This is a genomic window from Streptomyces sp. NPDC048191 (assembly GCF_040652655.1).
Taxonomy (GTDB): Bacteria; Actinomycetota; Actinomycetes; order Streptomycetales; family Streptomycetaceae; genus Streptomyces.
The window spans coordinates 1-14,896 of sequence record NZ_JBEZMO010000053.1 but is presented as its reverse complement, the minus strand read 5'-3'; the positions used below and the strand labels follow the sequence as shown (position 1 = coordinate 14,896).

Sequence of the window (14,896 nt, the reverse complement as noted above, 5' to 3'; positions counted from 1 at the left end):
CCGCTCCAGCGTCCGCCGGCGGACCCGGCCGAGCGGGGACTAGTCCTCCCCGTACCGCGGGTCCACCGTCTCCGGCGTCAGGCCCAGCAGCTCAGCCACCTGCTCCACGACCACCTCATGCACCAACGCGGCCCGCTCGTCCCGCCCCTTGGTACGGATCTCCACCGGCCGCCGGTACACGACGACCCGCGCCCGCCGCCCCTCCCGCGCGGGAACGACCCCGCCCAACGGCACGGCCTCATCACTCCAGGCCGGCTCCCCGGGCCCCTCCAGCCGGGGTACCTCCAGCACGAGGAAATCGATGTCGGCCAGCTGCGGCCACCGCCGCTCGAGCCGTTCCACGGAGTCCTGCACCAGGTCCGCGAACACATCGGCACGGCTTGCCGCCAGCGGCACCTGCGGTGGCGCGATCGGCCCCCGCATGCCCCGCCCGTGACGATCACGGCGACGGGGCCCGGGGCCGGTGGCACGGGGCGTTACACGGTTGTCCATCACTGGGGAAGCGTAGTCCCCGCACGCTCCGCCCGCCCGGCCCACACGGCAGCCCGCACCCGGCCCCACCCCGGCACTCCACCCGCCATTCGGCCCCGTCGCCCCGCACCGTCACCCCACCCCGTCAGCGGCCTTCTTCCGGCGGCCCGGGTCCCGCCGATCAGCCCGCCCCCGATCGGCCCCATCCGAATCCGATCGGCCTCCTCCGCCTCATGTCGCGGGATGACCATTCCGGCCAACGTCTGGCTCGTTTCCGTAACCCTCCAAGACCGCCGAACTCAAGGCAATTGACGGTGTTTGTACCGGCTCATGACCGTATCCAGTCACGCCCAAAACCCGCCGGGAACCCGTCCGCGCAGGTCAACAGGGCCTACCCGAAGGGGTGTGTGGGGTGTTTCACAGCACGACACAGTGGAGTGACGTGGTGGAGAGTCGTCGCGGCCCGCTCAAGAGTGCGGTACCGTCCAACGTCGTGAGCCCTGTACGTCGCTGTTCGCGCACCGCCTGCGGCCGACCCGCCGTCGCGACGCTGACGTACGTCTACGCCGACTCGACCGCGGTCCTCGGCCCGCTCGCCACCTACGCCGAACCGCACTGTTACGACCTGTGCGCCGAGCACTCCGAGCGCCTCACCGCCCCCCGCGGCTGGGAGGTCGTCCGCCTCCTCGACGGCTCCGCTCCCGCACGGCCCAGCGGGGACGACCTGGAAGCGCTTGCCAACGCGGTGCGCGAGGCGGCCCGGCCCCAGGAGCGCGCGGCCGAGGCGGGCGGCGGCGGGGCCCGTGCGGCGGATCCCATGGAGGTCGCCCGGCGCGGCCACCTGCGCGTCCTGCGCTCCCCGGACAACTGAGCCCCTCACTCCGCCCGTCAAGCCGGCGCACGGCACCCCACCCCTGGTTACGACTGGGCTTCCACTCGGTGTCCGCACACCTGCCCCTTACCCCGGACGGGTAGTTTGTGGGCACCCATAGGACTTTCAGGAGGGTTGGCCGTGACTGCAGATCTGTCGCAGATCGTGAAGGCGTACGACGTGCGCGGAGTGGTTCCGGACCAGTGGGACGAGTCACTGGCCGGGCTCTTCGGTGCCGCCTTCGCGGAGGTGACGGGTGCGGCGGCCATCGTCGTCGGCCACGACATGCGGCCCTCGTCCCCCGGTCTGTCCCGTGCCTTCGCGCGCGGCGCGGCGGACCGCGGCGTCGACGTCACCGAGATCGGCCTGTGCTCCACGGACCAGCTGTACTACGCCTCGGGCGCGCTGAACCTGCCCGGCGCCATGTTCACCGCCTCCCACAACCCGGCCCAGTACAACGGCATCAAGCTGTGCCGCGCGGGCGCCGCCCCGGTCGGCCAGGACACCGGCCTCACGCAGATCCGTGAACTGGTCGAGCGGTGGCTGGAGTCGGGCGCGCCCGAACCGGTCGCCCAGCCGGGAACCCTGGCCACCCGTGAGACGTTGGACGACTACGCGGCGCACCTCCGCGCGCTGGTCGACCTGACCTCCATCCGCCCGCTGAAGGTCGTGGTCGACGCCGGCAACGGCATGGGCGGCCACACGGTCCCGTCCGTCTTCGCCGGCCTGCCGCTGACCCTCGTCCCGATGTACTTCGAACTGGACGGCACCTTCCCCAACCACGAGGCCAACCCCCTCGACCCCGCCAACCTCGTGGACCTGCAGAAGCGCGTCCCGGCGGAGGGCGCCGACCTCGGCATCGCCTTCGACGGGGACGCCGACCGCTGCTTCGTCGTGGACGAGAACGGCGACCCCGTCTCCCCGTCGGCCATCACGGCGCTGGTCGCCGCCCGCGAACTCGCTCGCAACGGCGGCAGGGGCACGATCATCCACAACCTGATCACGTCCCGTACGGTCCCGGAGGTCGTGAAGGAGAACGGCGGCACCCCGGTCCGCACCCGCGTCGGCCACTCCTTCATCAAGGCCGAGATGGCCCGCAGCGGCGCGATCTTCGGCGGCGAGCACTCCGCGCACTACTACTTCAAGGACTTCTGGAACGCCGACACGGGCATGCTGGCCGCCCTCCACGTCCTGGCCGCCCTCGGCGGCCAGGAGGGCCCCCTCTCCTCCCTCGTCGCCCAGTACGACCGCTACGTCGGCTCCGGCGAGATCAACTCCACCGTCGCCGACCAGTCCGACCGCCTCGCCGCGATCCGCTCCGCGTACGAGGGCCGCGCCGACGTGACCCTGGACGACCTCGACGGCCTCACGGTCGCCGCGGCCGACTGGTGGTTCAACGTCCGCCCCTCCAACACCGAGCCCCTCCTCCGCCTGAACGCGGAGGCCAAGGACGAGGCGACCATGACCAAGATCAGGGACGAGGCACTGGCCATCATCAGGGCCTGAAACCACGAGCGCCCTCCGCCCAGCCGGGGTGCCACGGCCCGCCTTCCCACCGCCAGGGCCTTGGCGTCACGGCTGCGCGGACCGTGGCGCCGCGGCCCACCTCCGACTGATCCGTGGCGCCGCGCCTTTCCGCTGCCCGAGCCGTGGCACCGCGGCTCCGGCCCTCAGCCGACCGAGTCGGGTGGTGGGGGCACGGGGCCTGGGGCGCCGAGCCCCCTGGACGGTCCCGACAGCCCAGCTCAGCCCTGCCAACAGCGGTACGCTGACCAGCGGCCAAAGAAACCTCAGCCCCCGAAGGGACACCCCATGCCGCTCGAAGCCGGCCTCCTGGAGATCCTCGCCTGCCCGGCCTGCCACGCCCCCCTCAAGGAGCAGGACACCGAGCTGATCTGCACAGGCCAGGACTGCGGCCTCGCCTACCCGGTCCGCGACGACATCCCGGTCCTCCTCGTCGACGAGGCCCGCCGCCCGGCGTAACGCCGAGGCGCCCACCCCGTACAGGACCCCCGTACAGGACCCACACCGCACAGGACCCCCGGCGATCGGAGGCAACCGCCCATGCTGGACGAATCGCTGCTCGACACCCCGGAGGGCCTCGCCGAGGCCGACCGCCGAGGCCTGCTGCGCGGCGCCGCCGAGGCCGGCGCCCGCGTCCGCACCGCCGTCCGGCACGCCACCGAGGCCGGCATCGGCGACCTCAAGCCCGACGGCCGTCCCCGCGCCGTCCTCATCGCCGGTCCGGGCGCCGCCGCCACCCACACGGCCGACCTCCTCGGCACGCTGGCCGGCGTCGGCAGCCCCGTCGTCCGCCTGGCCCCGATCGGCGTCGCCCCGGCCGCAGGCGCCCTGCGCTGGGAACTCCCGGGCTGGGCCGGCTCCGTCGACCTGCTCCTGATCACCACCCCGGACGGCACCGAACCGAGCCTCTCCCTCCTCGCCGACCAGGCCTACCGCCGCGGCTGCTCACTGGTCGCCGTGGCCCCGCCCGGCACCCCGCTCGCGGAGGCCGTCGCCGGCGCCCACGGCCTGTTCGTACCGATGGCCACGTCGCCGTACGACCAGGAGGAACCGCTCGCCGCGTCCTCCCCGGGCGTGTTCTGGGCGCTGCTCACCCCGCTGCTGGCGCTGCTGGACCGCATCGGACTGCTCAGCGCCCCACCGGAGACCCTGGAGAAGGTCGCCGACCGCCTGGACCACATCGCCGAGCGCTGCGGACCCGCCATCGCGACCTACAGCAACCCGGCCAAGACCCTGGCCGCCGAACTCGCCGACGCGCTCCCCATGGTGTGGGCGGAAGGACCCGCGGCGGGCCCCGCCGGGCGCCGTTTCGCCGCCGCCCTCGCCGAACTCGCCGGCCGCCCCGCCCTCGTCGCCGAGCTCCCCGAGGCGCTCTCCGCGCACAGCGCCCTGCTGGCCGGCCCGCTGGCCGCCAGCGCCGACCCCGACGACTTCTTCCGCGACCGCGTCGAAGAGTCACCCGCGCTGCACGCGCGCGTGGTGCTGTTGCGCGACCGGCCGATCAGCGGCCTCACCGCCGCTCCCGCCGCCCGTGACCTGGCCCTCAGCCACGACACGCCGATCAGCGAACTCGAACCGGAGGAGGGCGGCGAACTGGAGACACTCGCGGAACTGATCGCCGTCACGGATTTCGCCGCTGTTTACCTGGCGCTCGCTTCCGGGGCCTGATGTTTGCTCCGGGCCGCACGACCCACGCCCACCACAGCACGGCAGCCGGCAGCCTGCGGCCGACAGCCCGGACGACAACACGGCAGCCGGGAGCCCGAACACCGGGACGGCGGCCGACGCACCGCTGACAGCGGCCGAGCAGCCGTACACACGGAGACAGAGAAGACACATGGACCGCCTCGACAACACCATCCGCCCCTACGCCTGGGGTTCCCCCACCGCCATCCCGCACCTCCTCGGCATCGAGGCGACCGGTGAACCGCAGGCGGAGATGTGGATGGGCGCGCACCCGGGCGCCCCCTCGCGCACCGAGCGCGGAACGCTCGTCGAGGTCATCGACGCGAACCCGGAGGAGGAACTGGGCAAGGCGGCCGTAACGAAGTTCGGCCCGCGCCTGCCCTTCCTCCTCAAGGTCCTCGCCGCCGGCGCGCCCCTCTCGCTCCAGGTGCACCCCAACCTGGAGCAGGCCAAGGAGGGTTACGCCGACGAGGAGCGCCGTGGCATCCCGGTCGAGGCCCCGCACCGCAACTACAAGGACGCCAACCACAAGCCCGAACTCATCTGCGCGCTCACCGAGTTCGACGGCCTGTGCGGCTTCAGCGACCCGGTCCGGGCCGCCGATCTGCTCGACGGACTCGGCGTCGCCTCCCTCAAGCCGTACGTCGACCTGCTGCACGCCCAGCCCGAGGACGCGGCCCTGCGCGAGGTCCTCACCGCGATCCTCACCGCCGACCCCGAGGACATGGCGAGCACGGTCGCCGAGACCGCTGCCGCCTGCGCCCGCCTCGGCGACGCCTACGCCCCCTACGCCGACCTCGCCCGGCACTACCCGGGCGACCCCGGCGTCATCGCGGCCATGCTGCTGAACCACGTCCGCCTGCAGCCCGGCGAGGCCCTGTTCCTCGGCGCCGGCATCCCGCACGCGTACCTGAACGGTCTCGGCGTCGAGATCATGGCCAACTCCGACAACGTCCTGCGCTGCGGCCTGACCCCGAAGCACGTCGACGTCCCCGAACTCCTGCGGGTCGTCCGCTTCGAGGCGGGCGACCCGGGCGTGCTACGCCCCGAGGCGTCCCCGGCCGGCGAGGAGGTCTACGAGACGCCGATCGACGAGTTCCGCCTCTCCCGGTACGTCCTCCCGGAGGGCGGCACCGCCCGCGACCTCACCCGCGACACCCCGCAGATCCTGCTCTGCACGGCCGGCTCCGTCCGTGCGGGCGAGCACGCGCTGAATCCGGGGGAGTCCGTCTTCGTCCCGGCCGGCGAGACGGTGGAGATCTCGGGCAAGGGCACGCTTTTCCGCGCCACTGTGATCGTATGACCGGGGTGGTGGATACCTGACGCGGCGGATCCCGGCCGGGCTGCAAGAATGGCCAACCGGCAAAGGCCGGGCAAAGCCGGGACACGCCTGGGCGGCGTGGACGTGACAGGGCTCCGAGGGCCTCAGAGGCGAAGGGACAACGCGGACACATGAGCGCGTCAGGCGGTACCAGGGCGATCGTGGCGGCACTCGGCGCCAACCTCGCGATCGCGGCATCGAAGTTCGTGGCGTTCGCGTTCAGCGGCTCGTCCTCGATGCTCGCCGAGGGCGTCCACTCGCTCGCCGACTCCGGCAACCAGTTCCTGCTGCTCATCGGCGGCAAGAGGGCCCAGCGCGAGGCGACCCCGCAGCACCCCTTCGGCTACGGCCGCGAGCGCTTCATCTACGCCTTCCTGGTCTCGATCGTCCTGTTCTCCATCGGCGGCATGTTCGCGATCTACGAGGGCTACGAGAAGATCAGCCACCCGCACGAACTGGACAACTGGTACTGGCCGGTGGGCGTCCTGGTCTTCGCGGTCGTCGCCGAGGGCTTCTCCTTCCGCACGGCCATCAAGGAGTCCAACGAACTGCGCGGCAGACTGTCCTGGGCGCAGTTCATCCGCCGGGCCAAGGCCCCCGAGCTGCCCGTGGTCCTGCTGGAGGACTTCGGCGCGCTCATCGGCCTGGTCCTGGCCCTGCTCGGCGTCGGCCTCGCGGTCCTCACCGGCGACGGAGTCTGGGACGGCATCGGCACGGTCTGCATCGGTGTCCTGCTCGTCTGCATCGCCCTGGTCCTGGCCGCCGAGACCAAGTCGCTGCTGCTCGGTGAGGCCGCCGGCGCCGACGTGGTCAAGCAGATCGAGACCGCCATGGTCGACGACGTCACGGTCACCCGCGTCATTCACATGCGCACGCTGCACCTCGGCCCCGAGGAACTGCTGATCGCCGCCAAGATCGCCGTCCAGCACGACGAGACGGCCGCCGAGATCGCGAACGCCATCGACGCCGCCGAGGCCCGCATCCGCGCCGCCGTGCCCATCGCCCGCGTCATCTATCTCGAACCCGACATCTACAGCGAGGCCGAGGCCGCCAAGGGCCCGGACCCGGAGGCCACCCCGGGCGGCCCGAACCCGCACGCCGCCGGGCACTGAACTCCAGCCGCAGACCGCTCGGCTCCCCGTCGGCCGCGTCGGCCAGGGCATCTGCGGCACCACCGGCGCCTTCCGCCGTCGTACGACGAGGAAACCGATCCCCGAGGGCATGTGCGCTGCGCCGCGAGTGCTAGGGGACTCTCAGCAGGACCCGCGGGCGCGTGCCCAGGGATCCCTGGGCACCGGACATCGCCGGCCTGGGCGCTACCTCAGGCCAGGGCCCGTACCCCGCAGGACCCCTGACCCGCAGGACCCCTGCGCCGCAGGACCCCCGCCCCGCAGGACCCCAGGTCCGCAGGTCCCCTGGTCCGCGAGGCCGGAGCCCCCCCGCCGCTCGGCTCAGCCGACCTCGGCCAGCACGTCGAGTACCTCCCGCTCGTCCGGCGCGGCCAGCAGCCGCTCCCGGAAGCCGGCGTCCATGAGCTTGCGCGAGAGCAGTGCGAGGATCCGCAGATGCTCGTCGCCCGCAGCCGCCTCCGGTACGGCGATCATGAAGATCAGCCGGGCCTTCGTACCGTCCAGCGACCCCCACTCCACCCCCTCTTCCGAGCGGGCGAAGCCGACGACCGGCGTGCTCACCGCGTCCGTCTTGGCATGCGGGACCGCGATCTCCTCACCAAGCCCGGTGGTGCCCTGCTCCTCGCGCCGCAGCGCGGCCGCCACCAGCTCGTCCACATCGGTGACCCGCCCGCTCCGCGCCAGCAGCTCGGCCATCTCCCGGATGGCGGCCCCCTTCTCCCCGGCCCCGAGCGCCCCCTTCACGGTCCGCTCCCCGAGATACCCGGACAGCATCTCGCCCCGGTCACCCTCACCCGCCGCGCCCGTGTCCGCCGACACGAGCACCGAACCCTCCGGCTCCGCCCCCTCACCCGCGACAGCCTGCCCGGGCGCGAGCCCTGCCGCCGCCACTGCCACCGAAGAGTCCGCATCCGCACCGTCCACCGGCGAATCCGCACCCGCCGACGATTCCTCAACGGGTGGAGCGGATGAGAACCCACTCCCCACCACCCCCAACCCCGCACCCGCGGCCACGGCAACAGGCACACTCCGCTCCCGTCGCCCACTCACACCGATCAGCCCCACGGTCGCCACCGCAGTCACCACGGAACCGATCACCACGGCCACGAAGAACATCGGCACCCCACTCACCGCACCGAGCACCGCCACAATCGGCCCCCCGTGCGGCACCGCGTCCTTCACCCCCGCCAGCCCCGCAACCGCCCCGGCCGCCGCCCCACCGAGCATGTTCGCCGGAATGACCTGCGCCGGCCGCGCCGCCGCGAACGGAATCGCACCCTCCGAGATACCGAAGCAGCCCATGAACAGCGCCGCGAGCCCCGTCTCCCGCTCCTGCTCGCTGTACAGCCGCCGGCGGACCAGTGTGGCCAGGCCCTGCCCCAGCGGCATCACCGGGATCGCGGCGGCGCACGTCCCCATCACCGTCTGGTTGCCGCTCGCGATGAGCCCGGCGCCGAAGAGGAACGCCGTCTTGTTGACCGGCCCACCCATGTCGAACGCGATCATCACGCCGAGGATCGCGCCGAGCAGGATCGCGCTCGTCCCCGTCATCCCACCGAGCCAGCTCGTCAGGTGCTCGAACACCCAGGAGATCGGTTTGCCGATGACATAGATGAAGAACAGCCCGAGCGCCGTCGTCGCCACGACCGGAATCACGATGATCGGCATGATCGGCTGCACAAACTTCGGCACCCGGACCCTCTTGATCCACAGCACCAGATACCCCGCGAGGAACCCGGTGACGATCGCCCCGATGAAGCCGGCGCCGGCCTTGGAGTCGTACAAGTCCCCCGTGTTGGCGATCCAACCGCCAATCATGCCCGGCACCAGCGCGGGCCGGTCGGCGATCGCATAGGCGATGTAGCCGGACAGGATCGGGATCATCAGCTGGAAGCCGATCCCGCCGATCGCGTTGACGTGCGCCCAGAACGTGCCGTCCGGGATCACAAAACCCTTGGACGTGGCATGACCGCCGAGCGCCAGCGACACCGCGATCAGCAGACCGCCGACGACCACGAACGGGATCATGTACGACACACCGTTCATCAGCGCCTTGTACACCGGCCCCCGCTCCTTGCCGCCACCCCCGGACGCGGCGGCCGCACCGCCGGCGGAGCCGTCCGGCGCGTGCACGGGCGCCGACCGCACCCGCTCGATCAGCTGCTCGGGATGGTGGATGCCCTCGGCGACCCCGACGGTCAGTACTCGCTTGCCGGCGAAACGACTCAGGTCGACGTCCTTGTCGGCGGCGACGATGATCCCGTCCGCGCTTCTGACATCGTTGTCATCGAGGACGTTCTCGGCCCCGATGGAACCCTGGGTCTCCACCTTCATCTCGATGCCGCGGCTCGCCGCGGCCTGCGCGAGCTTCTCCGCCGCCATGTAGGTGTGCGCGATGCCGGTCGGGCAGGCGGTCACCGCCAGCAGCTTCACCTGCCGCCGCTCGTCATCGCGGCCATCCATGGAGGGAGGGCCGGCCGGACTCGTCACATCGATCTCCTATCGCCTTCGTCGCACGGGGCGCCGTCCCGGGCACCCCCGAACGGAACCGCCAGAGCCCCGGTCTGCTGCATCCTGCACCACCGCGCTCCCCGCCCAAGAGTGCGAAAGTCTCCCTTCCTGCCGGTCTGTGGGCACCCCGTTCACGGTTACCTCCACGGTTTCCGCACCCTTGCCGACCGCGCTGCTGCCCCCGCGTCACACCTCGAAACCGCCTCTCGGGCGGCTGAAACCGTGCGAAGGCGGACTGGGGCCGACCGGGCCGTCCGGTGTAGCTTGGGTCGGAGCCAGACGTCGCTGCTGATGGCGGTCGGGCGGTCCCACACGGACCGGCCGAGGGAGAGAGGGCCTCCGACGGACTGCGCTGCGCGTACGTGGGCATGCCTGTGTCCTCTTCTCGGGCACCCCTGTGTCCGCCGCCGCGCAGACCAGCCGTACCCACCTCGACCCGATACCGAGGAGCAGCTCGTAATGACGACTGTCGACAACCGACAGGACTTCAAGGTCGCCGACCTCTCCCTGGCCGAGTTCGGCCGCAAGGAGATCACCCTCGCCGAGCACGAGATGCCCGGCCTGATGGCGATCCGCAAGGAGTACGCCGAGGCGCAGCCCCTCGCCGGCGCCCGTGTCACCGGCTCCCTGCACATGACCGTGCAGACCGCCGTGCTCATCGAGACCCTCGTCGCCCTGGGCGCACAGGTCCGCTGGGCCTCGTGCAACATCTTCTCCACCCAGGACCACGCGGCCGCCGCCATCGCCGTCGGCCCGAACGGCACGCCCGACAACCCGCAGGGCGTCCCGGTCTTCGCCTGGAAGGGCGAGACCCTGGAGGAGTACTGGTGGTGCACCGAGCAGGCGCTGACCTGGCCGGACAGCCCCACCGGCGGCCCGAACATGATCCTGGACGACGGCGGTGACGCCACCCTCCTCGTCCACAAGGGCGTCGAGTACGAGAAGGCCGGCGAGGTCCCCGCCCTGGACACCGCCGAGTCCGACGAGCACCGCGTCATCCTCCAGCTCCTCCACCGCACCCTGGGCGAGAACGCCCAGAAGTGGACCCAGCTGGCCTCCGAGATCCGCGGCGTCACCGAGGAGACCACCACCGGTGTCCACCGCCTGTACGAGATGCAGCGCGAGGGCTCCCTCCTCTTCCCGGCGATCAACGTCAACGACTCGGTCACCAAGTCGAAGTTCGACAACAAGTACGGCTGCCGCCACTCCCTGGTCGACGGCATCAACCGCGCCACCGACGTCCTGATCGGCGGCAAGACCGCCGTCGTCTGCGGCTATGGCGACGTGGGCAAGGGCTGCGCCGAGTCCCTGCGTGGCCAGGGCGCCCGGGTGATCATCACCGAGATCGACCCGATCTGCGCCCTCCAGGCGGCGATGGACGGCTACCAGGTCACCACCCTCGACGAGGTCGTCGAGACCGCCGACATCTTCATCACCACCACCGGTAACAAGGACATCATCCTCGCGTCGGACATGGCCAAGATGAAGCACCAGGCGATCGTCGGCAACATCGGCCACTTCGACAACGAGATCGACATGGCCGGCCTCGCCAAGATCCCCGGCATCGTCAAGGACGAGGTCAAGCCGCAGGTCCACACCTGGAAGTTCCCCGACGGCAAGGTGATCATCGTCCTCTCCGAGGGCCGCCTCCTGAACCTCGGCAACGCCACCGGCCACCCGTCGTTCGTGATGTCCAACTCCTTCGCGGACCAGACCCTGGCCCAGATCGAGCTGTTCACCAAGCCCGACGAGTACCCGACCGGCGTCTACGTGCTGCCCAAGCACCTCGACGAGAAGGTCGCCCGCCTCCACCTGGACGCGCTCGGCGTCAAGCTCACCAAGCTGCGCCCGGAGCAGGCCGCGTACATCGGCGTTGAGGTCGACGGCCCGTTCAAGTCGGACCACTACCGCTACTGAGCCGGCGATCCCGTAGTCCCGCCCGCCGGGGAGCGCACCGGTGTACCGCCGCGCTCCTCGGCAGCAGGTCCTCCGAGGCAGGCCCCCGCACCCCCGTGCCGGGGGCCTGCCCTTTTGACCGGCCCGACCGGACCGGACCGGAGGAGCCGGAACTCGGCCGGACCGGAGGAGCGGGAACTCGGCCGACCGTCAGCCCGTCAAGACCGAGGACCCCCATGCCCCGCGGCCGCTATTCGCTCCATGATCCGCACGATCACACCCCCCTCGCTGAAGAACACTTCCAGTGCGCCCCCGGCCCGTCCGGCTGGCGCTATGTCTCCCGGCTGACCGGCCCCACCGGCGATCTCCGCGGCTCGGTCGACCTCGCCCTGGACGACCTCGGTCGCCCCATCCGCCTCGAACTCCACGCAGGGGGATGGCAGGTGCGCGGTGCCGCCCTCGACGGCGTCACCTGGGTACGCACCGACCCCACCGGAGCCCATGCCACCGAAGGCAATGTGCGCGCCCACGCCTTCACCGGCACGTCCCCCGCGTTCCTCGTCGCCACCGCCCGTCTGCTGCGCCTCACCCCCTCGTCCCCCGCGACCCGCGTACGCCTGGTCGCCTTCACGGACCCGGTCCTCGCCCCCCGCACCGTGGACCAGTCCTGGGCCCTGGTGAACAGCGAAGCACACGCCACTGACAACGGCCCCCTGGTCGTGGACGAATACCAGGTCACAGCCCTGGACACCGGTGAACGGCACACCGTCCACATCGCCGGCGACGTGGTCCTGGCCGCGCCCGGAATCGAGCTCGAAGACCTGCAGTCCCCGCCGTCTGCGTTCGACTGACCGCCGGGACCCGCGACACCACCGGGACGGGGCCCGACGAGACCACCGGGACGGGGCCCGACGAGACCACCGGGACGGGGCCCGACGAGACCACCGGAACGGGACGTCGAGCCCCAAAATCGGGGAGCGAGCCCACCCGCGCGCTAGGCCGGCGGGGCGAACCCGGTGGCCGGTCGGTCGGCCGGAGGCTCGTCCCGCGGAGGCACGGCCGGCGGCACCAGCGGTGTCTGCGGTTGCCCGCCCCAGCCCTGCGGCTGGTCAGCCCGAGCGGGATGCTGCGGGCCGCCCGCCGCCGCGGCAGCGGGCGGCTGATGGACGAGCGGCGTGCCAGGCGCCACCGGCGGGGCGAAACCACCGGCGGCTGACGCCCGCCGGGCCTCACGCGACTGCCGCTCGTGCACCACCGCCGCCAGGAAGGCGGCCGCCGGCAGATCCCGCGGCACCGACGCACCCGTCCGCGCCGTGAGCTCGGCCGCCAGCTGCTGGGCCATCCCCTGCGAGACCTGCGGATCCAGCTGCCCCACCCGGGTCAGGTACTGCCGGACCGCAAGCCACAGCCCGTCCGGCACCGCCGACAGGTCCAGCCCGGCGAACCGCCCAGCCAGCCATGGAGGCGGCGGAGGAACGAAACCGGCCCGGCCGACCGGCACCCGCTCACGTACGACCAAGGTGCCCGCGAACACATCCCCGAGCCGCCGCCCGCGCGCCGACACCAGCGAGGCGATGCAGGCGATCACACCGAACGTCATCAGGATCTCGACCACCCCGATCGCACCCCGCACCAGCGCGTGCCGGAAGCGAATCGGCCCACCGTCGTCCCGCACCACGCGCAGCCCGAACGCCAGCTTGCCCAGCGAACGCCCGTGACTGAGCGCCTCCACCGCGATCGGCCCGCCGACCAGCACCAGCAGAAACGTCGCGATCGACAACGCCACCTGCGCGGCCTCGTCCAGGGACGCCGTCGACATCACGACCACGATGGTGACGACGATGTAGGCGACCACGGCCACCACAAGGTCGAGCAACACGGCGAGCGCCCTGCTCGGCAGCTTCGCAGGCCGCAGTTCCAGCGCCACCGCCTCGCCCGTCACCAGCTCACTCACGCCGGCCGTCCTTCCCTGATCTGCCCCCGGAAGCGCAAGTCTGCCAAGCTGTGGGCGCATCGCGCCCCAGTACGACAAGCTGACTGCGATCGAGAGCATTGACGACGAGCAAGTCGAAGACCAGCCGAGGAGCAGGCAGACCCGATGGACCTGGACGTCTTCGTCTCCATACACCGAGCCGAATGGGACCGTCTCGACGCCCTGCTCCGCCGTCGGCGCCGTCTCAACGGCGCCGAGGCCGACGAACTCGTCGCGCTCTACCAGCGCACGGCCACCCATCTGTCGCTCATCCAGTCCAGTGCCCCGGACCCACAGCTGACAGGTCGGCTCAGCCAATTGGTGGCACGCGCGCGTAGCGCCGTCACCGGCACGCGCCGCGCCTCGTGGCGCGATGTCACCCGCTTCCTGACCCGGGGCTTCCCCGCCGCTGTGTACCGCGCTCGTCACTGGTGGGTACCCACTGCCCTGATCTCCACGGCCATCGCGATCCTCCTGGGCTGGTGGATCGGGACCCACCCGGAGGTGCAGTCGTCGATCGCGGCGCCCAGCCAGCTGCGCCGGCTGACCCGCCCCGGCGGCGAGTACGAGACGTACTACTCCAGCCATCCCGCGGCGGCCTTCGCCGCCCAGGTGTGGACGAACAATGCCCAGGCAGCCGCGATGTGCCTGGTCCTGGGCGTCTTCCTGGGCCTGCCCGTCCTCTGGATCCTCTTCGAGAACATGCTGAACCTGGGCGTCGGCCTCGGCCTGATGTCCTCCGCCGGCCGCCTCGACACGTTCCTCGGGCTGGTCCTTCCGCACGGCCTGCTCGAACTGACCGCGGTGTTCGTCGCCGCCGGTACGGGACTGCGCCTGGGCTGGACACTCATAGACCCCGGCCCACGCACTCGGCGCACGGCCCTCGCGGAAGAGGGACGCGCCGCGGTCGGCATGGCGATCGGCCTTGCCCTGATCCTTTTTGTCTCCGGCGCGATCGAAGGCTTCGTCACGCCGTCCGGCCTGCCCACCTGGGCCCGCATCGGAATCGGCGTCCTGGCCGAGCTCACATTCCTGACGTACGTCTACGTCCTGGGCGGCCGGGCGGTACGCGCGGGTGAGACCGGCGATCTCGACACGGCGGACCGCAGCGCCACGGTCCCCACTGCCGCCTGATGTGCGTTTCAGCCCTGTGAGCTGCTAGTCTCCTCTTCGCCCCGCAAGACCCGTTGACACGGATGGAGTGGGGAGGTAGATTCAAACAGTTGCCTAGAACTGGACAAGTTGCCAGGCAGGAGTTAGGCTCTACGAGCTTCCTGGGATTGTCGAGAGCGACGTCCCGAAGAAGCACCTCCCGATTACTCGGAAATGACCGGCCGGTCAGACTGGCCAAGAACTTCTGATAAAGTCGGAACCGCCGGAAAGGGAAACGCGAGAGAATCGCGGGAACTTGGAAAGCATCGAGGAAATCGGATCGAGAAAAGATCTGATAGAGTCGGAAACACCGAAGGGAAGCCCGGAGGAAAGCCCGAGAGGGTGAGTACAAAGGAAGCGAC

At 71.2% G+C, this 14,896-nt stretch carries 12 protein-coding genes; 9 read left to right on the top strand and 3 right to left on the bottom strand.

Features of this window, described 5'->3' with window-relative positions; all coding sequences use genetic code 11:
• Positions 1-39 precede the first annotated feature (39 nt).
• Entirely contained in the window at positions 40-492 is a 453-nt protein-coding gene (locus tag AB0D93_RS40250; protein ID WP_362131327.1) for a metallopeptidase family protein, read from the bottom strand.
• A gap of 424 nt (positions 493-916) precedes the next feature.
• On the opposite strand from AB0D93_RS40250, the gene AB0D93_RS40245 reads away from it, so the two are divergent.
• From AB0D93_RS40245 to AB0D93_RS40220, 6 genes are all read left to right on the top strand, one after another.
• Positions 917-1,342 (top strand): DUF3499 domain-containing protein, encoded by a 426-nt coding sequence (locus AB0D93_RS40245; protein ID WP_189294671.1) that lies wholly within the window; start codon positions 917-919, stop codon positions 1,340-1,342.
• Between the two features lie 141 nt (positions 1,343-1,483).
• Positions 1,484-2,848 carry a phosphomannomutase/phosphoglucomutase gene (locus AB0D93_RS40240; RefSeq protein WP_362131324.1) on the top strand — a complete coding sequence of 455 codons (1,365 nt, stop codon included), beginning with the start codon at positions 1,484-1,486 and terminating at the stop codon, positions 2,846-2,848.
• 306 nt (positions 2,849-3,154) lie between these two features.
• Positions 3,155-3,325 carry a Trm112 family protein gene (locus AB0D93_RS40235; protein ID WP_133046004.1) on the top strand — a complete coding sequence of 57 codons (171 nt, stop codon included), beginning with the start codon at positions 3,155-3,157 and terminating at the stop codon, positions 3,323-3,325.
• Between the two features lie 81 nt (positions 3,326-3,406).
• Positions 3,407-4,534 (top strand): SIS domain-containing protein, encoded by a 1,128-nt coding sequence (locus AB0D93_RS40230; protein ID WP_362131321.1) that lies wholly within the window; start codon positions 3,407-3,409, stop codon positions 4,532-4,534.
• A 169-nt stretch (positions 4,535-4,703) separates the two neighbouring features.
• Positions 4,704-5,855, top strand: a complete 1,152-nt coding sequence (manA, locus tag AB0D93_RS40225; RefSeq protein ID WP_362131318.1) for a mannose-6-phosphate isomerase, class I — start codon at positions 4,704-4,706, stop codon at positions 5,853-5,855.
• Between the two features lie 149 nt (positions 5,856-6,004).
• Positions 6,005-6,985 (top strand): cation diffusion facilitator family transporter, encoded by a 981-nt coding sequence (locus tag AB0D93_RS40220; RefSeq protein ID WP_362131315.1) that lies wholly within the window; start codon positions 6,005-6,007, stop codon positions 6,983-6,985.
• A gap of 339 nt (positions 6,986-7,324) precedes the next feature.
• On the opposite strand, the gene AB0D93_RS40215 is transcribed toward AB0D93_RS40220, so the two are convergent.
• Positions 7,325-9,466, bottom strand: a complete 2,142-nt coding sequence (locus AB0D93_RS40215) for a fructose-specific PTS transporter subunit EIIC (protein ID WP_362131312.1) — start codon at positions 9,464-9,466, stop codon at positions 7,325-7,327.
• A 507-nt stretch (positions 9,467-9,973) separates the two neighbouring features.
• On the opposite strand from AB0D93_RS40215, the gene ahcY reads away from it, so the two are divergent.
• Together ahcY and AB0D93_RS40205 are read left to right on the top strand one after the other, a co-directional pair.
• Positions 9,974-11,431: an adenosylhomocysteinase gene (gene ahcY / locus AB0D93_RS40210; protein ID WP_362131309.1), complete on the top strand. Its 1,458-nt coding sequence runs from the start codon at positions 9,974-9,976 to the stop codon at positions 11,429-11,431.
• A 215-nt stretch (positions 11,432-11,646) separates the two neighbouring features.
• Complete coding sequence (locus AB0D93_RS40205) at positions 11,647-12,261, top strand: hypothetical protein (RefSeq protein WP_362131306.1); 615 nt, start codon at positions 11,647-11,649, stop codon at positions 12,259-12,261.
• A gap of 143 nt (positions 12,262-12,404) precedes the next feature.
• Here AB0D93_RS40205 and AB0D93_RS40200 read toward each other — a convergent pair whose 3' ends face one another.
• A complete protein-coding gene (locus AB0D93_RS40200) occupies positions 12,405-13,364 on the bottom strand; it encodes an RDD family protein (protein ID WP_362131303.1) in 960 nt (319 codons plus the stop codon).
• A 144-nt stretch (positions 13,365-13,508) separates the two neighbouring features.
• Here AB0D93_RS40200 and AB0D93_RS40195 point away from each other — a divergent pair, with 144 nt between their 5' ends.
• Positions 13,509-14,516: a stage II sporulation protein M gene (locus AB0D93_RS40195; RefSeq protein WP_362131300.1), complete on the top strand. Its 1,008-nt coding sequence runs from the start codon at positions 13,509-13,511 to the stop codon at positions 14,514-14,516.
• The last annotated feature ends 380 nt before the right edge of the window (positions 14,517-14,896 follow it).